Origin of the sequence: Streptomyces ziwulingensis, from assembly GCF_039542605.1 — a bacterium.
Classification (GTDB): domain Bacteria; phylum Actinomycetota; class Actinomycetes; order Streptomycetales; family Streptomycetaceae; genus Streptomyces; species Streptomyces ziwulingensis.
The window spans coordinates 1-22,647 of sequence record NZ_BAABIG010000025.1 but is presented as its reverse complement, the minus strand read 5'-3'; the positions used below and the strand labels follow the sequence as shown (position 1 = coordinate 22,647).

Sequence of the window (22,647 nt, the reverse complement as noted above, 5' to 3'; positions counted from 1 at the left end):
GGTCCGGTCGGCGGCGGCTTCGGTGGGGCGGGAGGTGCCGCCGCGAAAGCCCGGTTCACGCTCGCCGGCCGTCACGGTCACCCCACCCCTCGCCTCTCACCATGCTCCCTTGACCACGACGACACTGGCGTCGTCCCGCCGTACCGCCGCCTCACGGAGCAGTTGTCCGGCCACGACGAGCGGTGAGTGCCGCAGCAGTCCCGGCAGCGTCGCCTGGTCCCAGCGCTCGGTCAGCCCGTCGGAGTGCATCACGAGGGCGCCGTGCTCGGGGAGGCGTTCCTCGAACGTCCGCAGCCGTCGCATGTGCGCGCCGACGATCCCGGGCGCCGACAGCAGGGCCCGGCGGCCGTCCTCGCCCACCAGGAAACCGCTGACGTTGCCGATGCCGCAGTACAGCAGCCGCCCGGCGGCGGGCTCGATCCGGGCCACGGCGACCGCTCCGCCGCGGGTGCCCCGCAGTGCGCGGTGCACCGCTTCGAGCGCGCCCTCCGGACGGAGGTCACGGGTGTCCTGGAAGGCGCGGACCGCCGCCCGGCTCGCGCGCTCCGCGAGCGGACCGTGGCCCAGTCCGTCGCAGAGCATCACCATGAGGGCGTGGCCGTCCGGGCCGTTGTCGGGAACGCTGCGCACGGCCCACGCGTCACCGCACACCGTCTCCCCGCTGATGGGCCGGGTCAGGCCGGAGGCCGGAGCGGGGTCCGGCTTCGCCGGGACACCCCTGACGTCCGTGGCGCGGGGCCAGAACTGAGCCGTCATGACGGTGCCGCGCCCGGGGACGGAGTGCAGGTCGAAGTGGTCGGCGAGCCGGGAGACGGCGCCCAGGCCGATGCCCAGGGTGCCGGCGCTGGAGGTCCCGTCGGCGAGGGCCGCGTCGACGTCGGGGATGCCGGGACCGGAGTCGACGGTGAGGAACTCCACCCCGGCCTCGGCGGCGGTGCGCACCGCACGCAGCAGCAGCGCGCCGTCCACGGCGTGCCGGTTCACGTTGGTCGCCGCCTCGGTGACGGCGAGTGCGACCTCGCCCGCCCGGTGGCTGCTGAAGCCCAGCCGCCGGGCGAGGGTGGCGGCCGCGCCCCGGGCGGAGGCGGAGAAGGACGGGCCGTCCCGGAACCACGCCACGTCTTCGCAGTCCAGGATCGTGGCAGTGTTCACCTGACCCACTTGATGATGGTCACGGCGGTGCCCTCTCCTACGGCGGTGTCCAACTGGAAGTCGTCGACGAGGCGCTTGGTGCCGCTGAGGCCGAGCCCCAGCCCGCCGCCCGACGTCCAGCCGTCGGTCATCGCCTGCTCGATGTCGGGAATGCCGGGTCCGGAGTCCTCGAAGACGGCGCCGACGCCGCGCCTGCCGCCCGACTGGACCAGGCCGGCCCGCACCGTGCCGCCACCGCCGTAGATGAGGGTGTTGCGGGCCAGCTCACTGGCCGCGGTGATCATCTTCGTCTGGTCGACCAGGGAGAGCCGGCAGCGCTGGGCCAGCGCCCGGATGGCCTGGCGGATGTGGACGAGGTCGCCGTTGCGCCCGATGGGGTAGGTCTGCGGCTCCTCACCGGCTGACCAGGGCGCTGTCACCGTGGGGCCGAATCGGAGGACCGGCGCAGCTTGGCCAGACCCTTCTCCAGGTCCAGGGCGGTGCTGACCCCGCCGAGCGAGAGGCCGAGTTCGACCAGGGTGATGGCCACCGCCGGGCGCATGCCCACGACCACCGTGCGGGCGTCGAGGACGCGGGAGATCGCGGCCACCGTCGCCAGCATGCGGCCCACGAAGGAGTCGACGATCTCCAGCGCGCTGATGTCGATGACGACACCGCGGGCGGACTTCTCCACGATCTGCTCGGCCAGGTCCTCCTGGAGGTTGAGGACGGTCTGGTCCTCCAGGTCGAACTGGACGGACACCACCAGGGTGTCTCCGATCCGCAGGATCGGAATGCGTTCGCTCATCGCTGCGCGCTCCCATGGGCCACCAGGTCCACGCCGGAGCGGCGCAGGGCCAGCTTGAGGGCGTCGGCCAGGCTGGCCTTCGTCACGATGCCCTCGAACTCGATACCGAGGGCGACGATGGTCTGCGCGATCTGCGGGCTGATGCCCGAGACGGTGCATTCGGCGCCCATCAGCCGGGCGGCGACGATGGTCTTGAGCAGGTGCTGGGCGACCTGGGTGTCGACCGCGGGAACCCCCGTGATGTCGATGATCGCCTGCTCCGAGCCGGTGTCCACCAGGGCCTGCAGCAGCTTCTCCATCACCACCTGGGTGCGCGCGGAGTCCAGGGTGCCCACCAGCGGTACGGCGATGACCCCGTCCCACAGCCGCACCACCGGGGTGGACAGCTCCAGGAGCTGTTCCGCCTGGGCGGTGATGATCTCGTCGCGGGTCTGGGTGTACGTCTCGATGGTGAACAGGCCGAGGCCGTCCAGGATGCGGCCGAGCTGGAGGTAGGCGCGTACCGCCTCGGCGGAGCCGTTCTCCAGGACGGGTTCGAGCACCCGCTTCAGCGCGAAGACGCTGACGGCGGTCTCACTCGGCGAGAAGCCCTGCCGCGCCCGGTTCCTGGACATTTCGACCAGAAGGGCGCGTACCTCGGACATCCGCTCGGAGTGGGCGTCGACGGCGCCGTGCCGCAGCGCCTCCACCAGGGCCTCGTACAGCTCGCGCAGTTCGCGGTCGAGCTCCGCGGAGCCCACGCGACCGCCCAACGACCCCGCGACCTCCGCGACCCACGTCGCGGCAAGGTCCTGGCCGTCGACCGTCAAGAGCCCCACCAGGTCCAAAGAGTCGTCTCGCTTCACCATTCAGGCGCCCCTTCGGTATTCATATTTCGTGCCAGGTTGACCTGTGAAGCTTACGGTACGAACCGAGCGGACCCGCACGGCCGTCAGTACACCGGCAGCGCCACCAGTGTCCCGGCGTTGAGGACGAAGAGCCGGTTGCGGTCGCCCGCGGCGGTACGGCCCGCTCCGCCGGTGAGGGGGTAGGTCAGCGCGGTGGCGAGGGCGGCTTCCGCGCCCGCGGAGCGGGGCAGGCCGCTCACTCCGGTGTCCTCGCTCTCCACCACCCAGACGCTGTCCGCCTGGACCACGGGCGGCTGCCACGGCGGGGCGGTTCCCTTGACGAAGCCGACGCTCACCGGGTCGCCGTCCGCGCTCAGGTGGCGCAGCGCCTCGCTGTCCACGGCGTAGACCTCCCCGCCCGCGACGGTCGGCGGGCCCCAGCCATAGCCGTCGTCGCGGACCGCGTGCAGCGGATCGCGCGACCACAGTTCCTCGCCGTCCTCGGCCCGGACCGCCGCGAGGGTGTGGCCGCCGAGGTGGACCACACCGTTGCCGACGGCGGGGGCCAGGGCCGCGGCTGCCTGCCCCTCGCGCACCCATGCCTTCGCCCCGTCCTCGGCGCGGACCGCGGCCACGTCGCCGGAACCGCCGCACACCACGAGCAGTCCGGCGCCGAGGGCCGCCGCCGGCCGGCCGGTGAGTGCCACCGGCGGGCGGCGGGTCCAGCGCACCCGGGCGTCGGCCGTCGCCACGCAGCGCAGGGCGCCCTCGTCCGTGAGGAGGTAGACATGGCCGGCGTCCGCGGCCAGCAGGACGTCCGCCCGTACGTCGGCCGTCCACTTGGCGGCGCCGGTGGCGGCGACGTACGTCCGCAGGACCCCGTCCTCGTCGGCGGTGGCGACCAGCCGGTCGCCGACCGACAGGTAGCCCGCGTCGGCGCGCGCCTCGGCCCGCCAGCGCTCCTTGCCGTCGGTGACCCCGTGCGCGGCGATCCCGCCGCCCGCCGCCGCGAACACCACCACGTCACGGACCGGCAGCGGCCGCGGCGAGTTGGCGTCGGCGACGTCCGTCGACGGCCCCCACAGCGGTGTGATCTCCCCGGTGTCACCGGCCGGCTCCGCCGCCGCCACCCGCACGGCGGGCGGGATGTCGAACGGGTCGGACGACCCGGCGTCCACGCCGCCGCGCCACCACACCGCGCCGCCGGCGCCGGCCGCGAGCAGCGCGCCGCCGCCCGCCAGGGTGCCCAGGAGGCGCCGGCGGGAGGGCCGCGGACCGTCCGGTGTCCGGTGCGGCGCGGTGCCGGCCGGTCGCCGCTGCCCGCCGGTCAGCTCCCGGGCCGCCGCCTCGCGCCGCCGGATGTCGTCGGCGAGCGGTCCGGTGGTCCAGAACCGTTCACTGCCGGCCGGGGGCAGGGCGGCGTCGGCGACCTGGCCGGGCAGCGGACGGGCGGCCGGGTCCCTGGCGAGGCACGGGGCGACCAGGTCGCGCAGCGGCGGCGGGACCAGGTCCAGGTCGGGTGCGCCGTGCACCACCTCGTAGAGCACGGCCGCCACCTCGGTGCCCGCGTACGCGGGCCGGCCGCAGGCGGCGAAGGCGAGGACCGCGCCGAGCGAGAAGACGTCCGCCGCCGGTCCGACGCGCTGCCCCAGCACCTGCTCCGGCGCCCCGTATCCGGGGGTGACCGGGATCTGGCCGGTCCGGGTCAGGGTCAGCCCGTGCTCGGGCCGGGCGATGCCGAAGTCGATGATCCGGGGGCCGCGGGAGGTGAGGACGACGTTCTGCGGCTTGAGGTCGCGGTGGACCAGGCCGGTGACGTGGATGTCCTGGAGGGTGCGGGCCAGCGACCGGGCCAGTTCGCGCAGCAGGGCGTCGCCGAACGGTCCGTGGCGCCGCACCGCCTCGTCCAGCGTGGGGCCGGCCAGGAACTCGGAGGCGATCCACGGCCGCCCCGACTCCGGTTCGGCGCCCAGCACGCGGGCGACCCCCTCGCTCGTCACCGCGCGGGCGGTCCGCGCCTCGCGGACGAAACGGTCCGCGAGGTGCCGGTCGTGCGCGAGTTCGGGCAGCAGCACCTTCACCGCGGCCGGTCCGCCCGCCGCGTCCCGCCCCAGGTACACCTTGCCCATACCGCCCTCGCCGAGGACGCCGACGATGCGGTACGGGCCGAGCCGCAGGGGGTCTCCGGGGCCGAGCGGTCGCACGGGCTGTCTCTCTCTGTACGGGGGCGGGGCCGGGGCTGGGGGCTGTACGGGGGCCGGGGGCCGGGGAGGGGCGGCGGTCAGGCGAGCGGCAGGGCGAAGGTCTCCTTCTCCTCGCGGACGTAGAGACGGCCGCGCTCGCTGTCGGCGGTCAGGACGGTGGCGTCGGTCGGGTACGTCCAGACCGCCCGGCGGGTGCTCAGGTCCACCGCGCGCAGCCCCTTGTCGTCGAGGCTGTAGACGTACTTCTCGCCGACCGCCGGCGCCTCGTCGCGGACGAGTCCGCGGCCGGCGAGGCCCTTCTCCAGCCAGTTGAGGGTGCCGGTGGCCGCGTCGACGCTCACCACGCCCCGGTCGCCCTCGGTGCAGTAGACGACGCCGTCCCGGACGACGGGCGCCCCGTAGAGCCGGGTCTCGCCGGCGCTGTCCCCGGCGTCGCGGCCGTTGCCGAAGATCCACCCGGTCCCGCCGTCGCTGATCCTGACCGCCTCCAGGCCGCTCGACCCGAAGTACAGGTGGCGCTCGTCGTGGACGATCTCCGCGGGTGCCGGGCCGTCGTAGGGCGTGGTCTGCGACCAGTGCTCCTTGCCGTCGGCGACGGCCCGGACCGCCAGGGAGAGGAACGAGGTCTCCGAATCGGCCCGGTAGGTCACCAGACGGTCGCCGGCGACCGCGCCGCACAGCAGTGGCGGCAGGTTCACCTGGCGGGCCGCGTCGATCGGGGCGCGCCAGCGTTCCCGGCCGTCGTCCAGGCCGACCGCGAGCAGGTACCAGGCGTCGCCGGAGGCGGCGCGCGCGGTCAGGTAGGCGACCTTCTTGTCGACGCGGAGGATCTGGTTGCGCGGCTCGTCGCCGGCCAGGCCGCCCAGTTCGGCGAGCGGCTCGCCCAGGGTGCCGTCGGCGGTGTCGATCCCGCAGACCGCGAGCGCGTCGCCCTCGTCGGGGTCGCGCAACGCGTACAGCGCGGTGCCGTCGCCGGTGTAGCGCCAGCCGTCCGCCAGGTTCGCCTGCCAGGTGGCTTCGCCGCTCTCGGCGTTGGCCCCGCTCAGCAGGATGCCGGCCGGCACGGCGAGACCGGTGCCGGCGGGCAGGACGTCCGCACGGCCGGCGGAGATGTGGACGGGCATCGTCCAGAGCCGGGCCGGGGCCTTGACCACGCGGGCGGCGTTCTCGCCGTCGTCCCCGCCGTCCGGGGTGTCCCGGGCGGCGAGCCAGGCCCATACGCCGCCGCCCGCGAGGCCGGCTCCGGCGGCCACGGCACCGGCGGTCACGCCGAACAGCCGGCGCCGGGACATGCCGGGGGCGGTCACCGCGGGCGGCTGCGGCGCGAGGTCGGGCGGCGGGGGCGGCAGCCGGCGCGGCGGCTCGCCCCAGACGGCGTCGGCGCGGCGCGCGATCTCGCGCAGTACGGCGTCGGGCAGGACGTCCGCCAGCAGGACGGCCGGCCGGTGCGGGCGGGTGCCGTCGGCGAGCGCGGCGGCCAGTTCCCCGGTCGTGGGGCGCCTCGCCGGGTCCTTGGCCAGGCAGCGGGCGACCACCGGGACCAGTGCGGGCGGGACGCCGCCGAGGTCGGGTTCGGTGTGGCGGACGCGGTAGAGCAGGTCGGTGGCCTGTCCGGAGCCGAACGGGCCGTGTCCCGAGGCGGCGTACACCAGCACGCCGGCGAGCGCGAACACGTCTCCGGGCGCCCCGTGTTCGAGGTCCGCGGCCTGTTCCGGCGACATGAAGGCGGGGGTGCCGAGGGCGCCGCCGAACCGGGTGAGGTGCTCCTCGCCCACCGCGCGGGCCACCCCGAAGTCGATGATCTTCACGCCGGTCGTGGTCACCATGACGTTGGACGGCTTCAGATCGCGGTGCACGACCTCGGAGCGGTGCAGTTGCGCCAGTCCCTCGGCGAGGGCGAGGCCGATCGCGCGCACGGCGGGTTCCGGCAGCGGGCCGCCGGCCCGGACGGCGTCGTCCAGCGGCGGTCCGACCACGTACTCGGTCGCCAGCCAGGGCAGCGGAGCGGACGGGTCGGCGTCGTGGACGGCGGCCCCGTACCGTCCGCCGATGACGCGTGCCGCGTCCGCCTCCAGGCGGAAGCGGGTGCGCAGCGCCGCGTCGGAGGCGAGGCGCCGGTGCAGCACCTTGACGGCGACGGTACGGCCGCCCGCCGTGCGGGCCAGGTAGACGGTGCCCATGCCGCCGCTGCCGAGCCTCGCCAGCGTGCGGTAGGGGCCGACGACGTCGGGGTCGTCGTGGAGAAGAGCGGACGGCATGGGGTTCAGCGCACCTCTGCGGGGAGTTCCGTGGCGAGCAGCCGCACCGACTGGTCGGCGAGCGCCGCGACGACGCGGCCCGGCAGGGACAGGGGTTCGGTGCCGGCGGTGTGGCTGCCGTAGGCGGCACCGGGGGCCAGTTCGGCGAGCAGGCGGGCCGGTGCGGGGCGGGCGGCCGGGTCCCGGGAGAGACAGGCCGCGACGGGCCGGCGCAGTCCGGCGGGGATCTCGTCCCGCTCCGGCACGGTGTACCCGGTCGACAGGAACGCCAGGACCGCGCCCAGCGCGTACACGTCGCCGGCCGGGGTGACCGGGCCGCCCGCCGCCACCTCGGGCGCGAGGCTCCCGCTGTCGAGGCCGGGCAGACCGGAGCGAGGCGCGCCGTCGGGCCCGAGGCAGCGGGCGGCGCCGTAGCAGCCGAGGAGCGGGCCGTACGCGGTGAGCAGTACGGAGGCGGGGCAGATGCCGCCGTGCACCACCGCGAGGACGTGCGCGGAGGCCAGGGTCTCGGCGAGGGCCGCGCCGACGGCGCGCACCGTCGCCTCGGGCAGCGGGCCGCCGTGCGCGGCGAGGACCGCGGTCAGCGGCAGGAGGGGGCGGTACGGCGAGGCGTACCAGGGGAAGGCCGGGTTGCCGCCGAGCTGCGCCGCGGGCCAGAAACCGGGCTGGGTCAGCCCGCCGGCGGACCGTGCCTCGGCCGCCCAGCGGCCGGGGTCGGCGCCCTGCGGGGGCAGGCTCACCAGCACGGTCCGCGCGCCGTCCGTGCCGCGCGCCAGGTAGCGGCGTTCCGGCACGAGGTGCGCCTCGGCGGCCGCGTCGAGCCTGGCCAGCGCGGTGTACTCGCCGATCCGGGTCGGGTCGTCCTGCCGCAGCCCCTCCACGCGTGCCCCCTGTCGTGTTCCGGCCTTGATCGTTCACCGGCGGCCGAGCCTACTGGGCCGGTGCGCGGCGTCCGTCCCGGGGGCGGCCCGCCGCCGGTGCTGTCCCGCTGTGGGCGCCGTCCACCCGGTGGCCGGGCCCGGCGTGCCGGGCCGGGCCGTACGGATCAGCCCTCGTCGCCCTCGTCGCCGCCGTCGCCCTCGTCGTCGTCCTCGAAGAAGTCGCCCACCTCGTCGACTACTTCGGCGGCCACCATCCCGCCGGCCACGCCCACGGCGAGTCCGGCGGCTCCGGCGGCGACGGCGGTGCCGACGCCCGGCCCGGAGTGGTGGCCGTCGAAGTGGCGCGGGTCGTGGCCGTCGTGGCCGTAGGACGCGTGTGAGCCGTAGGCGGCCCGGTGGTCGATCAGCTCCCGGATCCAGCCGTCGACCTCGGCGTTCCAGTCGCGCACGTCCTGATGCCCGACGGTGAAGCGGGTGAGCGCGTCGTGTCCCTCGGAGAGCGGGCCGCCGCGCTTGTCCGCCTCCAGGACGACCTCCATGCCGCCGGGGTGGGCGAGGAAGGTCAGCTCGATCTCGTTGACCTGGTGGGCGTAGTGCGGGGCGGGGGCCAGCTCGATCTCCTGGTAGAAGGGGAGTTGCTGCCCGGTGCCGCCGATGCGCCCGTACTCCAGGTCCGCCGAGCGGAAGCCGAAGCCGAGCTGTCCGAGCGCCTCCAGGACGGCTTCCTGGGCGGGCAGCGGAGCGACGGTGAGCGGGTCCAGGTCGCCCTTGTCGCGGGCGCCCGCCACCGACAGTTCGGTGCGCACGCCGAGCACGATGCCGAGTCCCTGCCCGTACAGCTCGGTGACCGGTGTCTCCCACGGGAGCGTGATGCTGAACGGCACGTCGCGCTCCTCCCCCTCGGCCAGGCGGAAGGCGCCGCCGACGACGGACCGGCCGAAACCGACCATGCCCTCGCTCTCGCCGTCCTCGTGCTCCGCCTCGACGCGCGCCACCAGCTCCAGGGCGAGGTGCTCGATGTCGAAGTCGGCGGTGCCGCCCTTGAGACGGACCAGACCGGTGAGCGGGGAACCGGGGCGGGCCGGGCCCGCGTCGAGGACCGTGTCGACCGTGGGTCCGCCCACGCCGAGCGAGCCGAGCAGTCGTTTGAACACCATCGTGGCGTCCACTCCTTCATGTGGCAGGTGGTTCTTGTGGCGGGTGGTTCTGTGACGGGTGGTTCTTGTGGCGGGTGGTTCTTGTGGCGGGTGGTTCATGTCACGAGTCGTTCGACGGGGCGTCAACACCCCGTCGTTTCACGTGCGTGTACCTACCCGCATGTATCTACGTGCAGGTAGCAGCCTAGGTGGTGGCGTGAACGCCCGGCCGCCGGGCGGGTTTACGCTTCCTTTGCCGAGGGGGAACCCCGTGACCGCCGGAAGCGTTCTCCGGACGGGCCGCGAAGCGGCGTGACGTACGACCAGACGAGCAGCAGCAGAAGCCGAGGTGGCACCAGTGGCAATGTGGGACCGGATCAAGGACCAGGCCAAGAATCTCCAGCAGTCCCAGGGCAACCGGGGGACGAGCGGCGGCCAGGCACCGTACGCAGGCCAGGGCCACGCCCAGCAGGGGCACGGGGCGGGTTCGTCCTCCGGCGGCTCCAAGGCCCAGTTGATCGGGCTGTTCAAGTCCCAGTTGGCGTCGGTGAAGACCGAGCTGAAGAGCGGGGCCTACCGGGACGCCAGCATGGCGATGTGCGCGCTGGTGGCCGCGGCCGACGGGCAGGTGGAGCAGGCCGAGCGGCAGCGTGTGGAGGAGCTGATCGTCAACAACGAGGTGCTGCAGAACTTCCCGGCGGACCAGCTCCGCCAGCGGTTCAACCAGCATGTGGACCGGCTCCTCACCAACTTCGAGGCGGGCCGGGCCGAGGCGCTCCAGGTGATCGCCAAGGCGGCGAAGAAGCCCGCCGAGGCCCGAGCGGTGATCCAGACCGGCATCGTCGTCGCCGGCGCGGACGGGCACTTCGAGCCCTCCGAGCAGTACGCGGTCCGTGAGGCGTGCGTCGCGCTCGGCCTGTCGCCGGCGGAGTTCGGCGTCTGAGCGACGGCAGGTCACGCGGGTGACGGCAGGTGACGGCCGGGGCGGGCGCGGTGGTGCCGCCCCCGGCGTCCCCGGCGTCCCCGGCGTCCTCGGCGTCCTCGGCGTCCTCGGCGTCCTCGGCCGGTGTGTCCCGGGTCGAGGGCGCGGCGGTTTCCGGTCGCCGGGCGCTTCCTCAGGAGACTTTGGCGGCTTTCTTAAGGCTTCTTGAAGTTGACCTTCGCGGGGCCGGATCGGCCCCCGGCCCGTCCTAGGCTCTCGGCTGCCCCCACACGGTCCCGGTGGGCGCTCGCGTCCACCGGGTACCGTTCCGCGACCGAGCAGCCGAGGTGTCGTACGTATGGGTTCCCGTCGAGCCGTCCGCCCGTCCCGCGCCCACGCCCGCCCCTCCGGCGGCCGGCGGACGCGCGGCACCCTGCTGGCGCTCGGTGCCGTCACGGTCACGGCCGGTGTGGGGATCACGCTGGTCACCGGCCAGGGTGCGGGCGACGGAGGGTCGGACCGGGTCACCACGAGCGCGGCCGACGCGCAGGCGCGGAGCGCGGTGGAGTCCGCCTCGTCCGCGTCGGCGTCGGCCTCCGCGAGCCCCACGCCGAGCGGCTCACCGAGCGCGGACGCGAAGCCCGCGAAGAAGAGGGCGAAGCCCGAGCCGGCGAAGAGCGCGAGCCCGAGCAGGACCGCCGCGGCCGCGTCCCGGTCCTCGGTCCGGCCGTCCACGCGGAGCGCGGGCAGCGGCTCGGGCTCCTCCGGGTCCACGGGATCGGCGGGGTCCTCGGGCTCCGGGTCCGGGTCCGGGTCCGGGTCCTCGTCCGGCTCTTCGTCGAATTCCGGGTCGTCCGGTTCCTCCGGGTCGTCCGGTTCCTCGGTCTCGTCCAGTGGTCCGGAGGCCCAGGTTCTGGCGCTGGTCAACGAGGAGCGGGCGGCGGCGGGCTGCTCGCCGGTCACCGCCAACGACAAGCTGACGCGGGCCGCCGACGACTACAGCGACGTGATGGCCGCGAGCGGAGTGATGTCCCACACGGGACCGGACGGTTCCACGATGGCCGGCCGGGTGGAGGCGGCCGGCTACCAGTGGTCCGCGCTCGGCGAGAACATAGCCCAGGGGCAGTCCGACGCCGCCTCGGTGATGGACGCCTGGATGAACAGCTCCGGTCACCGCGCGAACATACTGAACTGCTCCTTCGAGGAGCTGGGCGTCGGCGTCCACCTCGGCGACGGCGGCCCCTGGTGGACCCAGGACTTCGGCACGGGCCGCTGACCGCCGCCGGCCCGGCAGCCGGCCGCGCGGCCGGCCTCGGCTCGACCGCCGTCAGCGCGCCGGTCCTTCCAGGGCGAAGGAGACCCGCACCCGTGCCCCGCCCAGCGGTGAGCGGCCGATCGTCAGCTCACCGTCCGCCGCCCGCGCCGCCCGCGCCACGATGTCCAAGCCGAGCCCCGTGGAGCCGCCGACGCTGACGCCCCGGGTGAGCGCCGCCCCGGGGTCCGCGACGCCGTCACCCGCGTCGTCCACCGTCAGCAGTACGAGCCGCTGCTCCCGCTCCACGCGGACGGCGAAGGCGGTGCCCTGCGGGGTGTGCCGGAAGACGTTGCCGATCAGGGCGTCGACCACGGCCGCGAGATCGTCCTCGGCGAAGCGGACAGGGGTGGGCCGGGGGGTGAAGTACCGCTCGCAGGGGCGTTCCTGCTGGGCGGCGAGGACCGACCAGAACTCCAGCCGCACGGCGACCACCTCGGTCACGTCGCACGGTGTGGCCGCGGCGGCGCCCCGGGGCTGCGCCGCGGCCAGCGGGGTGCGGGCGGCCGTGATGATCGAGTCGAGTTCGCTCTCCAACTGCACGGCCGCCTCGGTGACGCGCCGGGCGCTCTCGGTGCCGCCCATCCGGTCCGCCTCCAGGTAGAGGGCGGTGAGCGGGGTGCGCAGCCGGTGGGAGAGGTCGGCGACCAGCTCGCGTTCGACGGCGAGCAGGTCGACGAACCGGTCGGCCATGGTGTTGAAGGCCGCTCCCGCCTCTTGCAGCTCGGGCGGCCCGTCCGGTGCCACCCGTACGTCGAGGTCGCCGGAGCCGAGGGCGAGCGAGGCGCGTTTCAGGCTCCGGGAGGAGCGCACGACGCGGGCGCCGAGCCGGTCGGCGACCAGTACCGAGCCGCCGACCAGGCCCAGCGCCAGCAGGGCCATCACGCCCCAGGACGCGGCGACGCCCCGGTTCAGGTCGGCCGCGGGTACGTACGCCTCCACGACCGCGACCCGGTCGCGCGGGAGGACGACGGGCTGGAGGTAGGTCCAGCCGTCGGCGGTGTCCAGGGCGAGGGTCTCGCGGCCGCGTACGGCCCGGTCCAGGGCCTCGCGGGGCGCGTGCGGGGTGCCGACGAGGCCGCCCCCGGGCAGCCGTACGGCGAGCTGGTCGGCCGAGCCGAGTTCGGTGACGGCCTGCTGCACGTCGGCGCGGCCGGTGGTGAGGGCCAGTACCGGCGACAGGGCGGCGGCCCGCTGCTCGGCGGCGGTGGTGGCCCGGTCGCGGGCCTGCTCGCGTACGAGCAGGGCGAGCGGCACCAGGAAGGAGAGCGCCACCATGGAGGTGACGGCCAGGGCGATACCGGCGAGGGCGCGTCTCATGGGGAGCTGACCAGCTTGATGCCTATGCCGCGCACGGTGTGCAGCAGGCGGGGCTGCCGCGCCTTCTCACCCAGTTTGCGGCGGAGTGCGGAGAGGTGGACGTCGACGGTCTGGTCCTCCAGGTACGGCTGCTGCCACACCTCGGCGAGGATGCGCTGCCGGGAGACGACCTGGTCGGCGTGGGCGGCGAGGTAGGCGAGGAGATCGAACTCACGGCGGGTGAGGGCCAGCTCCCGGCCGTCCAGGTGCGCGGTGCGGGCGGTCGGGTCCACGCGCAGGCCGGCGACCCGGACGGCGGGCTGCCGGGCGGCCCGTACGTCGGCGGGCGCGGAGCGGCGCAGCACGGCGCCGAGGCGGGCGGCGAGCTGGCCGCCGGAGAACGGTTTGACCATGTAGTCGTCGGCGCCGGCGTTGAGCAGCCGGATGACTTCGGTGTCGTCGTCGCGGGCGGTGGCGACCAGCACGGGCACCCGGGAGATGCCCCGGATCATCCGCAGGACGTCGAGACCGTCGAGGTCGGGCAGGCCGAGGTCGAGCACCACGATGTCCGGGGGGCTCTGGGTGATCTCGCGCAGCGCCTCGAATCCCTGATGTGTGGTCTTCACGGCGTAGCCGTGCCCGGTCAGGACCTCGATCAGCGCGGCCCGGATCACGGGGTCGTCCTCGACGACAAGTACGGAGGCCATGGGCAGGCACGTTAGCCGGTGCGTCACCATGGTGTCGTGTCCCGCCTCCTGCGCTACCTGATCATCTGGCTGACCTGCACGGCGGCCAGTGTGACGGCCGTCATCCTCACCATCCACTTCGTGGTGGGGTCGACCCGGCCGACGGCGCCGGTCGCGCAGTCGGCGCCCGGCGGGCCGTCCGCAGCGTCGAACCCGGCGCCGAGCCGGAGCGCCGAGCCCTCCCCCAGCCCGTCGGCGACCAGCAGGAAGCCCTCCCCGGCCCCGTCCCGCACCTCCGCCCGCACCGGCCCGGCCACCTCGTCGGCGCCCCCGCGGACGAGTCCGGCTCCGACGCCCGCCCCGGCCGCTTCCCGCGCCCCGCGGCAGCGGGAGCCGGCCGGGCACGACGCGGGGTGCGAGGAGGGCGGGTACGGGGCGTACACGGTGCCCTCCGAGGGCGGCAAGGTCACCGTGCGCTTCGGGGGCGGCGGGGTGTGCCTGGTCTCGGCGGTGCCGAACCGGGGTTTCACCGTGAGTACGCGCCAGAGCGCGGCCCAGACGCTGACGGTGACGTTCGCGGCGGACCGCCACCGCTCGGAGATCACGGCGACGGCAGCGCCGCGCGAGCAGGCGAGTGTGCGCGAGACCTCGTTCTGAGGCGGAACCGCACGACGAGGAGGCAGCGGACGGTGTGGCAAGGCTGCCCGGCGGCGAGAGCCCACCTGGACGGCTGTCCCGCCCACGAGGGACACCGGCCGGCCGTCGGGGGACTTCACCTAGGGTCTGTCGTTTGGATCATGTCGCGGGGGGGGCGGCGGGACTTGTAGACCCCGCGTCCGCGGCGTGATCCAAACGACAGGCCCTAGTCCCTCCCCGCGTGCGGGGAGGGTGGCGGACCGAGCCCCTGAGCACGCCGGCGCCCCGCGAGGACGGAAGGGCTCCGTGTGGTCCTCGCGGGGCGGTCGCGGCCTCGGGGGTGGTCAGACGAGGTCGAACCGGTCCAGGTTCATGACCTTGACCCACGCGGCGACGAAGTCGCGTACGAACTTCTCCTTCGCGTCGTCGCTGGCGTAGACCTCGGCGAGGGCGCGCAGTTCGGAGTTGGAGCCGAAGACGAGGTCGGCGCGGCTGCCCGCCCACCTGACCTCGCCGGTGGCGGTGGAGCGGGCCTCGAAGGTGCCCGCGTCCTCGCCGGTCGCCTTCCACGTCGTGCCCAGGTCGAGCAGGTTGACGAAGAAGTCGTTGGTCAGCACGCCGGGGGTGTCGGTCAGCACACCGAGCCGGGACCGCTGGTGGGTGGCGCCGAGCACCCGCAGGCCGCCGACGAGGACCGTCATCTCCGGGGCGCTCAGGGAGAGCAGGTTCGCGCGGTCGAGCAGCAGGTACTCGGCGGGGAGCCGGTTGCCCTTGCCGAGGTAGTTGCGGAAGCCGTCGGCGACCGGCTCCAGGGCGGCGAAGGACTCGGCGTCGGTCTGCTCCTGCGAGGCGTCCACCCGGCCCGGGGTGAAGGGCACCTCGACGTCGAAGCCGGCCTCCTTGGCGGCCCGTTCGACGGCCGTGCCGCCCGCGAGGACGATCAGGTCGGCCAGCGAGACCTTGCGGGCGCCGGTGTTGAAGTCGCGCTGGATGCCCTCCAGGGTGCTGAGGACGGTGGCGAGCCGGTCGGGGTCGTTGGCCTCCCAGGTGCGCTGCGGCTCCAGGCGGACCCGGGCGCCGTTGGCGCCGCCGCGCTTGTCGCTGCCGCGGTAGGTGGAAGCCGACGCCCAGGCGGCGGAGACCAGGTCGGCGACGGTCAGTCCGGAGTCGAGGATCTTCGCCTTGAGCGCCTCGGCGTCGGCGGCGCCGATCGCCTCGCCCTCGGGCTGCGGCAGCGGGTCCTGCCAGAGCAGGGTCTCCGCGGGCACCTCCGGGCCGAGGAAGAGCGACTTCGGACCCATGTCGCGGTGGGTCAGCTTGTACCAGGCGCGGGCGAAGGCGTCCGCGAACTCGGCCGGGTTCTCGTGGAAGCGGCGGGAGATCGGCTCGTAGATCGGGTCGAGGCGCAGCGCCAGGTCCGTGGTGAGCATCGACGGGGCGATCCGCCTGGCGGAGTCGTGGGCGTGCGGGACGGTGCCCTCGCCCGCGCCGTCCTTCGGCTTCCACTGGTGGGCGCCGGCCGGGGACTGGGTCAGCTCCCACTCGTAGCCGAAGAGGTTGTCGAAGAAGCCGTTGCCCCACTGGGTGGGCGTCGAGGTCCAGGTGACCTCCAGGCCGGAGGTGATGGTGTCCGCGCCCTTGCCGGTGCCGAAGGTGTTGTTCCAGCCCAGGCCCTGCTCCTCCAGTGAGGCGGCCTCGGGGTCGACGCCGACGTGGTCCGCGGGGCCCGCGCCGTGGGTCTTGCCGAAGGTGTGGCCGCCGGCGATCAGGGCGACGGTCTCCTCGTCGTTCATCGCCATGCGGGCGAAGGTCTCGCGGATGTCGCGGGCCGCGGCGAGCGGGTCCGGAGTGCCGTTGGGGCCTTCGGGGTTGACGTAGATGAGGCCCATCTGGACGGCGCCGAGGGGGCTCTCCAGGTTGCGGTCGCCGGTGTAGCGCTCGTCGTCGAGCCAGGTGGTCTCGGGGCCCCAGTACACGTCCTCCTCGGGCTCCCAGACGTCCTCGCGTCCGCCGCCGAAGCCGAAGGTCCGCAGGCCCATCGACTCCAGGGCGACGTTGCCGGAGAGGATCAGCAGGTCGGCCCAGGACAGGCTCTGGCCGTACTTCTTCTTCACCGGCCACAGCAGGCGGCGGGCCTTGTCGAGGTTGACGTTGTCGGGCCAACTGTTGAGCGGGGCGAAGCGCTGCTGTCCGGCGCCCGCACCACCGCGGCCGTCGCTGACGCGGTAGGTGCCCGCGCTGTGCCAGGCCATCCGGACGATGAACGGGCCGTAGTGGCCGAAGTCGGCCGGCCACCAGTCCTGCGAGGTGGTCAGCACCTCGGCGATGTCCTGTTTGACGGCCGCGAGGTCGAGGCCGCGGAACGCCTCGGCGTAGTCGAAGTCCGCGTCGAGCGGATTGGCCACGGCCGGGTTCTTCGCGAGTATCTTCACGTTGAGCCGCTCCGGCCACCACTGGCGGTTACCGCCGCCCTGTGTGGGGTGGGGGGCGCGGTGCGCGACCGGGCAGCCGCCTTCGCCGTCCGTCTTGGAGTCGGTGACGATCGCGTCGTGGTTCTCGGTCATGAGAGTCCTTCCGAGCATGGGTCTTGGTGCTGCGGGTTCTGGTGGCGCGGGTTCTGGTGGCGCGGGTTCTGGTGGCGGGGCGGGGTGCTTCGGTGCTCAGGGGTTGCCTGCGGGGGAACAGCCGGGGCACAGACCCCAGTAGGTGACCTCGGCCTCGTCGACCGTGAAACCGTGGTCGTCGGAGGCGGCCAGACAGGGTGCGTGGCCGACCGCGCAGTCGACGTCGGCGACGGCTCCGCAGGAGCGGCACACGACGTGATGGTGGTTGTCGCCGACGCGTCCCTCGAAGCGGGCCGGGCTGCCCGCCGGTTCGATCCGGCGGACGAGTCCGGCCGCGGTGAGCGCGTGGAGGGCCTCGTACACGGCTTGTACGGAGATGTGGCCGACCCGGTCGCGCACACCGGCGGCGAGAGCCTCGGCACCGAGGTGGTCCCCGTGCCGGACCGTCTCCAGGAGCGCGACGCGAGCGGCCGTCACCCGCAGTCCGACGCGGCGCAGGTCCTCGGCGGCGTGCGGTGAGCGGGCTGCCGTCATGGACGCTGAACCTACGCCCCAAACACGAACAGTTAAAGAGAACAAGCGATTCAACTTTGGTGACGCGCGGGGCGATTGCGGACGACCACCCGTATCCGGGGGCTCCGGCGCGAGAGGGGTGCGCTACATTTTGCATCGCCTTGACCGCGATCACTCACGATCGATCTCTCACGCTACGGAGCCGGCAATCCCATGAGCGACATCGTCAACGGACTTGGCCGGGCTGCTGCTTACGGCGGGCTCGGGCTCGTCCTGCTGGTCCTCGGTATCGTCCTGGTGGACGTGCTGACGCCCGGGAAGCTCGGGCGGCAGATCTGGGAGCAGCGCAACCGCAACGCCGCCATGGTGCTCAGCTCGGCGCTGCTCGGCATCGGCGGCATCGTCTTCACCTCCATCTGGACGACGTACGACGACTTCGGCAAGGGGCTGGTCTCCACGGCCTGCTTCGGGCTGCTGGGGCTGGTGATGATGGCCGTGGCGTTCTGGGTGGTGGACGTGATCACGCCGGGGCGGCTGGGAGCGACGCTGGTCGACTCCGAGCCGCACCCCGCGGTGTGGGTGACGGCGTCCTGCAACCTCGCGGTCTCGGCGGTCATCTCGGCGGCCATCGCCTGACGCGGCGGGCTTCCGTCACGGGGCGGCCGGGCCGGCCGGGGCACCGGCTGAGGGGCCGGTCAGCTCACCGGAGCCGCCTGATGTCGCCGCGGACCCGGTAGAAACCGCCGGAGGCGGCGTGCACGGCGTCGACGACGTACCGGGCGCCCGCCTCCCGTATCGCCCGGGGGAACTGCACGTTCCACGTGGGCTCGTAGCCCGGTGTCACCACATGGATGCGGGTGCGCCCGCCGTCGCCCACGCACTCCACGACCACCGAGCCCTCGGGTGCCGCGGTCACGGTCGTCACGGAGGTCGCCGCGGTGGCCGCGGTGTAGGTGGGCAGCGCCGCCGCGAGCTTGACGTCCCGGGCCTGCGGCACCGAGCCGGCCTGCGCGGCCGTCACCGCGGCCTCGCTCGCGTCCACGCACACCAGGGAGCCGTCCGTGGTGACCAGGTAGAGCCGCTCGTCGCGGTACTGCATGGAGAGCGCCGAGCCGCCGCCCGTGCCCAGCTTCCACAGCCGCGTGCCGTCCCGGTCGAAGCAGTACACCGAGGAGGCGGAGTCCCCGGCGAAGACGAACCGGCCGCCCGGCGAGGTGGCGCACGAGTACACCGGGCTGTCGCACTGGTACGTCGCCTCGACGGCGCCGGTCGTCTTCGACAGCCGGTGGACCACGCGGTGGGCCGTGCCGGCGTACACCGAGTCGTCCTCCTGCCAGCCGAAGAGCACCGCGCCCCGGGTGGCCGTGTGCCACAGCTCGGCTCCGCCGTCCGGGGAATGGGCCGACACCCCGCGGCTGTGGCCGTGGTACACGGCCCGGTCGTCGGCGCGCACCATCCAGGCGTGCTCCCCGTGGCCGCCGCGGGACCACTGGTGCTCGTCCTCGTGGTCGATGACGGTGAGCCGTCCGCCGCGGTCGGCGACGTGCAGCACCCCCTCGTGGATGTCGAGCCAGAAGATGTCGACGTCGGCGGCGATGTCGTAGGCGGCGAAGGGGAGTTTGGACGACAGGTCGTAGACCCGGCCGTCGTCGCAGCCCGCGTAGATCCAGAAGTCGTCGGCGACCAGGCACTTGACGCCGTCGGGCAGTTGGTAGCGGGCGAGGACCTCGCCGCCGTGGTCCAGGGTGTAGACGTCCCCCGCCTGGTTCCCCACCCAGCAGCGCTCCTCGTCGATGTGGATGCCGAAGGCGGAGGAGCCGGTGCGGAACCGCCACAGGACCGGGGCGGCGGCGCGGGCCGTCGACGGCGCCGAGGTCACCTGGCGGCGGCTGACCGCGCGGGGCGCGCGCTGCCCCGGTACGGCGGGCGCGTACCCCTTGCGGACCTTCTCGCCTATCTTCTTCGCGGCGGCGGCCTGGGCCTTGGCGGCGGTGGGAAAGGTCGACGTCTGGAGCTGCCCGGCGGCGCCGATCCGGCCGTAGCGCACCGTCACGGTCTGCCCGTCGACCGCGACCTCGTAGTACTTGTGCGCACCTCCGCCGTCCTGCGACAGCTCCAGATACGTCTTCGACATGGCAGACCTCTCCCCAGGTCAGGCCCCGCGGCGAATTCCGCTCGGCCCACTGGGAAAACCGTAGGGCCTCCCACTGACAATCGATCGGAAAACCCGCGGCTGCCGCGCCCCCGGCCGCGTGGGATCCTGGCGACAGGACCGATCCGGGAAGGGACCAGCATGATCATTTTCGGCACCAAGGGGTACTTGTACCAGCTCGCGATACTGACGCTGGTGTGCGGCGGCTGCGGGAACCCCACCGCGCACACCCTCAGGAAGCGCGTCACGAAGTTCACCCTCTTCTTCGTGCCGCTGTTCCCGTTCTCCACGAAGTACCTGACGCAGTGCACCTTCTGCGGTACCGAGCAGAAGCTGACCAAGGAGCAGGCCGAGCAGTTGCGGGCGCAGGGCGCGAGCGGCCCCGGCGGCCAGCCGTACGGGCAGCCGCAGCAGCAGCCGTACCAGTCCTGACCGCGGGGCCGCGGGGCCGCGGGCGCCGGCGGGCTCGCGGGCGCCCGCGTCAGGCCGTGCGGGCCAGGTCCCGGGGGTCCACGCCGTGCGCGAAGGGCAGGCCGTGCGCGTACCGGGTGATCTCGGCGGCGGCGTGGTCGGCCATGCGCCGCAGCTCGCTGCCGAGCGACCCGGCGATGTGCGGGGTCAGGACCACGTTGGGCAGCCGGAACAGCGGCGAGTCGGCCGGCAGCACCTCGGGGTCCGTGACGTCGAGGACGGCATCCAGGCGCCCCGGTGCCAGGTGGGTGAGCAGCGCCTGCGTGTCCACGAGGGAACCGCGCGCGGTGTTGACGAGGGTGGCGCCGTCCGGCAGCAGGGCGAGCCGCCGGGCGTCGAACAGGTGGCGCGTCTCGGGCAGTTCGGGGGCGTGCAGGGTGACGACATGGCTGTGCCGGGCCAGTTCGTCGAGGCTCACGGCACGCGCGCCGAGGCGGGCGGCGCCGGCCTCGTCCAGGTAGGGGTCGTGGACCAGGACGGTGAAGTCGAACGGGCGGAGCAGTTCGATCACGCGGCGGCCGGTCCGGGAGGCGCCGACGACGCCGACGACGCGGTGGTGGTTGCCGTGTCCGGCGAAGTAGGGCAGCAAGGGGTAGGGCGAGCGGCGTTCGCGGTAGCGGCGGGCGCTGTCCAGGACGCGTTTGCCGGCGAGGAGGATCGCCGCCAGCGTGTACTCGGCGACCGGCAGCGCGTTGGCCGCCGCCGCGCTGGAGACGGTGATGCCCCGTCCCCACACCGCGTCGGTCACATGGTGTTTGACGGAGCCCGCGGCGTGCACGACGGCACGCAGCCGGGGCATCGCCGCCAGGGCCCGTTCGTCCAGCGGCGGGCAGCCCCAGTGGGTGAACAGGACCTCGGCGCGGGTGAGCGCGGCGGCGGCGGACGGGTCCGCGAAGTCGGTGACCAGCAGCCCGGGGTCGAGGTCGGTGACCTGCTGGAGCAGGGTGAAGGCGCCCTCGTCGCGCAGGGCGTCCCGGGTCTCGCGCGACATGGCGAGGACGGTACGGGGACGCGGGCCGGGGTGGGTGCCGTGAGGTGCGGTCATCGTCACTTCACCGCGCCCGCGGTCAGTCCGGAGCGCCAGAAGCGCTGGAGGCAGACGAAGGCGACGACCAGCGGGACGACCGAGACCAGCGCCCCGACGACGGTGAGCATGGAGAACTCCGGGTTCTGCTGGGAGGACTTGCTCCAGATCGCCAGACCGAGGGTGACCGGGTAGAGCTTGTCGTCGCTCAGCATGTACAGCGGCAGGACGAAGTTGTTCCAGCTCGCCGTGAAGGTGAAGAGGAACAGGGTGACGAAGCCGGGGGCGAGCATCGGCAGCCCGACCGAGCGGAACACCCGCCATTCGCCGGCGCCGTCCATGCGGGCGGCCTCGACCACCTCGCCGGGGACGTACCCCTCGGAGAACACCCGGGCGAGGTAGACGCCGAACGGGTTGACCAGCAGCGGGATCAGCACGGCCCAGTAGGTGTTGTCCAGGCCCGCCCGGCTCGCCAGGAGGTACTGCGGGAGCACGAGGACCGCGCCCGGGACCAGGACGCCCAGCAGCACCAGGCCGAAGACCTTCTCCTTGTGGGGGAAGTCGTACTTGTCGAAGGCGAAGCCGACGGCCGTGCTGAGCAGGGTGGAGGCGAGGCAGCCCGCCCCGAAGTACAGGACGCTGTTGAGCAGCCAGCGCCCGTAGATGCCGTCGTCGTGGCCGAAGAGGTCACCGAGGTTGGTGAGGAGGTGGAAGTCGGCGAAGGTGAAACCGCCCGTGCCGACGAGGTCGCCGCGGTCCTTGGTACTGGCGACCAGCAGCCAGGCCAGGGGCATCAGGGTGTAGCAGGCGAAGAGGGCGAGGACCGCGTTGACGACGGCCTTGCCGGTCCACGATCCGCGCGGTCGCCGGTGCAGGGGGACGGGGTGCGTGCTCATGCTGCCTTCCAGCGGTTGCCGAGTGCGGTGACTGCGTAGGAGAGGGCGCCGGCCAGCAGCGCGATCAGGATCGCGGCGGCGGAGGCGAGGCCCTGCTGGTGGTCGACGAAGGCCGCCTTGTGCACGAACATCACGGGCGACCAGTCCCGGTTGACGCCCTCCGACTGGGTGGTCAGCATGTACGGCTCGTTGAAGAGCTGGACCGCGCCGACACAGGTGAACAGCAGGCTCAGGACGAGGGCGGGCCGGATGTGCGGCACCTTGATGCGCAGCGCGGTGCGGATCGCCCCGGCGCCGTCCATCGTGGCCGCCTCCAGGGTCTCCCGGGGGATCGCCTGCAGCGCCGCGTAGAGGATCACCATGTTGTAGCCGACGTAGTGCCAGGTCACGATGTTGACGACGGCGGGGACGGCCATCGGGGCGGAGAAGAAGTCGACGCTGAGGCCGACCGCCCCGAACCAGTCCATGACCGGGCTGAGGCTCGGGGAGTACAGGTAGACCCAGATGATCGCCGCGATGACGGTGGGCACCGTGTAGGGCAGGAAGAGGGCCAGTTGCAGCAGGCGCTTGGCGCGGGCGGCGGCCGAGTCCAGCAGCAGGGCGAGCAGCAGGGCCGCGCAGGTCATGAGGGGCACGTAGAGGGCGACGTAGGCCGCGATGTGGAGGAAGGCGTCGCGCAGCGCGGGGTCGCCGAGGGCGTCGGTGTAGTTGCCGAGTCCCACGAAGACGCTCTCGGTCCCGCCGAAGCCGAGCCCCGCGGACTCCTCCTTGAACAGGCTCGTCCAGAGCGCGTAGCCGATCGGGGCGACCATGACGAGGGCGAAGAGGACGAGGAACGGGACGATGTAGGCCGCGGCGGCGCGTCGCCGGGCCCGTTCGGAGGCGTTGCGGGCGGGGGTGGAGCGGCGGGGGGTACGGGGGGTGCCG

Annotated in this window: 22 protein-coding genes; 5 read left to right on the top strand and 17 right to left on the bottom strand. The window is 73.7% G+C overall.

Features of this window, described 5'->3' with window-relative positions; genetic code table 11:
* Positions 1 to 96 precede the first annotated feature (96 nt).
* The 8 genes from ABEB00_RS14895 to ABEB00_RS14860 form a co-directional block, all read right to left on the bottom strand.
* Complete coding sequence (locus ABEB00_RS14895; RefSeq protein WP_345620080.1) at positions 97 to 1,161, bottom strand: ATP-binding SpoIIE family protein phosphatase; 1,065 nt, start codon at positions 1,159 to 1,161, stop codon at positions 97 to 99.
* Positions 1,149 to 1,571, bottom strand: coding sequence for an anti-sigma regulatory factor (locus ABEB00_RS14890; protein WP_345620079.1), 423 nt, complete (start codon positions 1,569 to 1,571; stop codon positions 1,149 to 1,151). Before ABEB00_RS14890 ends, ABEB00_RS14895 begins: the two co-directional genes overlap by 13 nt.
* Entirely contained in the window at positions 1,568 to 1,939 is a 372-nt protein-coding gene (locus ABEB00_RS14885) for an STAS domain-containing protein (protein ID WP_345620078.1), read from the bottom strand. Before ABEB00_RS14885 ends, ABEB00_RS14890 begins: the two co-directional genes overlap by 4 nt.
* Positions 1,936 to 2,787, bottom strand: coding sequence for an STAS domain-containing protein (locus ABEB00_RS14880; RefSeq protein ID WP_345620077.1), 852 nt, complete (start codon positions 2,785 to 2,787; stop codon positions 1,936 to 1,938). The genes ABEB00_RS14885 and ABEB00_RS14880 overlap by 4 nt, the downstream gene beginning before the upstream one ends.
* An 83-nt stretch (positions 2,788 to 2,870) precedes the next feature.
* A complete protein-coding gene (locus ABEB00_RS14875; RefSeq protein ID WP_345620076.1) occupies positions 2,871 to 4,970 on the bottom strand; it encodes a protein kinase domain-containing protein in 2,100 nt (699 codons plus the stop codon).
* A gap of 77 nt (positions 4,971 to 5,047) precedes the next feature.
* The gene (locus ABEB00_RS14870; protein WP_345620075.1) at positions 5,048 to 7,228 is read right to left on the bottom strand and encodes a protein kinase domain-containing protein; all 2,181 of its coding nucleotides are present in this window, start codon (positions 7,226 to 7,228) and stop codon (positions 5,048 to 5,050) included.
* Between the two features lie 5 nt (positions 7,229 to 7,233).
* Positions 7,234 to 8,109, bottom strand: a complete 876-nt coding sequence (locus ABEB00_RS14865; RefSeq protein ID WP_345620074.1) for a protein kinase family protein — start codon at positions 8,107 to 8,109, stop codon at positions 7,234 to 7,236.
* A 164-nt stretch (positions 8,110 to 8,273) separates the two neighbouring features.
* Positions 8,274 to 9,266 (bottom strand): sporulation protein, encoded by a 993-nt coding sequence (locus ABEB00_RS14860; protein WP_345620073.1) that lies wholly within the window; start codon positions 9,264 to 9,266, stop codon positions 8,274 to 8,276.
* Between the two features lie 337 nt (positions 9,267 to 9,603).
* On the opposite strand from ABEB00_RS14860, the gene ABEB00_RS14855 reads away from it, so the two are divergent.
* Positions 9,604 to 10,188: a tellurite resistance TerB family protein gene (locus ABEB00_RS14855; RefSeq protein ID WP_345620250.1), complete on the top strand. Its 585-nt coding sequence runs from the start codon at positions 9,604 to 9,606 to the stop codon at positions 10,186 to 10,188.
* Between the two features lie 337 nt (positions 10,189 to 10,525).
* Positions 10,526 to 11,443 (top strand): CAP domain-containing protein, encoded by a 918-nt coding sequence (locus tag ABEB00_RS14850; RefSeq protein ID WP_345620071.1) that lies wholly within the window; start codon positions 10,526 to 10,528, stop codon positions 11,441 to 11,443.
* 51 nt (positions 11,444 to 11,494) lie between these two features.
* On the opposite strand, the gene ABEB00_RS14845 is transcribed toward ABEB00_RS14850, so the two are convergent.
* From ABEB00_RS14845 to ABEB00_RS14835, 3 genes are read right to left on the bottom strand one after another with little or no spacing between them, the layout of a single operon-like run.
* The gene (locus ABEB00_RS14845; protein ID WP_345620070.1) at positions 11,495 to 12,799 is read right to left on the bottom strand and encodes an ATP-binding protein; all 1,305 of its coding nucleotides are present in this window, start codon (positions 12,797 to 12,799) and stop codon (positions 11,495 to 11,497) included.
* Positions 12,796 to 13,485 (bottom strand): response regulator transcription factor, encoded by a 690-nt coding sequence (locus tag ABEB00_RS14840; protein ID WP_345620069.1) that lies wholly within the window; start codon positions 13,483 to 13,485, stop codon positions 12,796 to 12,798. Before ABEB00_RS14840 ends, ABEB00_RS14845 begins: the two co-directional genes overlap by 4 nt.
* Positions 13,486 to 13,538: 53 nt before the next feature.
* Positions 13,539 to 13,907, bottom strand: a complete 369-nt coding sequence (locus ABEB00_RS14835) for a hypothetical protein (RefSeq protein ID WP_345620067.1) — start codon at positions 13,905 to 13,907, stop codon at positions 13,539 to 13,541.
* A 1-nt stretch (position 13,908) separates the two neighbouring features.
* Between ABEB00_RS14835 and ABEB00_RS14830 the strand changes: the two genes are divergently transcribed.
* Positions 13,909 to 14,121 carry a hypothetical protein gene (locus tag ABEB00_RS14830; RefSeq protein ID WP_345620066.1) on the top strand — a complete coding sequence of 71 codons (213 nt, stop codon included), beginning with the start codon at positions 13,909 to 13,911 and terminating at the stop codon, positions 14,119 to 14,121.
* Positions 14,122 to 14,444: 323 nt separating this feature from the next.
* Here the strand turns inward: ABEB00_RS14830 and katG are convergent, their stop codons facing one another.
* On the bottom strand, positions 14,445 to 16,664 hold the full coding sequence (gene katG / locus ABEB00_RS14825) for a catalase/peroxidase HPI (RefSeq protein ID WP_345620064.1): 2,220 nt from the start codon (positions 16,662 to 16,664) through the stop codon (positions 14,445 to 14,447).
* Between the two features lie 96 nt (positions 16,665 to 16,760).
* Positions 16,761 to 17,198, bottom strand: a complete 438-nt coding sequence (locus tag ABEB00_RS14820) for a Fur family transcriptional regulator (protein ID WP_345620063.1) — start codon at positions 17,196 to 17,198, stop codon at positions 16,761 to 16,763.
* A gap of 192 nt (positions 17,199 to 17,390) precedes the next feature.
* Here ABEB00_RS14820 and ABEB00_RS14815 point away from each other — a divergent pair, with 192 nt between their 5' ends.
* Entirely contained in the window at positions 17,391 to 17,813 is a 423-nt protein-coding gene (locus ABEB00_RS14815; RefSeq protein ID WP_345620062.1) for a DUF350 domain-containing protein, read from the top strand.
* Positions 17,814 to 17,877: 64 nt separating this feature from the next.
* On the opposite strand, the gene ABEB00_RS14810 is transcribed toward ABEB00_RS14815, so the two are convergent.
* The gene (locus ABEB00_RS14810) at positions 17,878 to 19,311 is read right to left on the bottom strand and encodes a WGR domain-containing protein (protein WP_345620061.1); all 1,434 of its coding nucleotides are present in this window, start codon (positions 19,309 to 19,311) and stop codon (positions 17,878 to 17,880) included.
* Positions 19,312 to 19,470: 159 nt separating this feature from the next.
* Here ABEB00_RS14810 and ABEB00_RS14805 point away from each other — a divergent pair, with 159 nt between their 5' ends.
* Positions 19,471 to 19,761: a zinc-ribbon domain-containing protein gene (locus tag ABEB00_RS14805; RefSeq protein WP_345620060.1), complete on the top strand. Its 291-nt coding sequence runs from the start codon at positions 19,471 to 19,473 to the stop codon at positions 19,759 to 19,761.
* 49 nt (positions 19,762 to 19,810) lie between these two features.
* On the opposite strand, the gene ABEB00_RS14800 is transcribed toward ABEB00_RS14805, so the two are convergent.
* The 3 genes from ABEB00_RS14800 to ABEB00_RS14790 all read right to left on the bottom strand — a co-directional run.
* Positions 19,811 to 20,845: a hydroxyacid dehydrogenase gene (locus ABEB00_RS14800; protein WP_425586494.1), complete on the bottom strand. Its 1,035-nt coding sequence runs from the start codon at positions 20,843 to 20,845 to the stop codon at positions 19,811 to 19,813.
* A 2-nt stretch (positions 20,846 to 20,847) separates the two neighbouring features.
* The gene (locus ABEB00_RS14795) at positions 20,848 to 21,720 is read right to left on the bottom strand and encodes a carbohydrate ABC transporter permease (protein WP_345620059.1); all 873 of its coding nucleotides are present in this window, start codon (positions 21,718 to 21,720) and stop codon (positions 20,848 to 20,850) included.
* On the bottom strand, positions 21,717 to 22,647 hold a 931-nt coding region (locus ABEB00_RS14790), incomplete at its 5' end, for a carbohydrate ABC transporter permease (protein ID WP_345620058.1). The genes ABEB00_RS14795 and ABEB00_RS14790, both read right to left, overlap by 4 nt.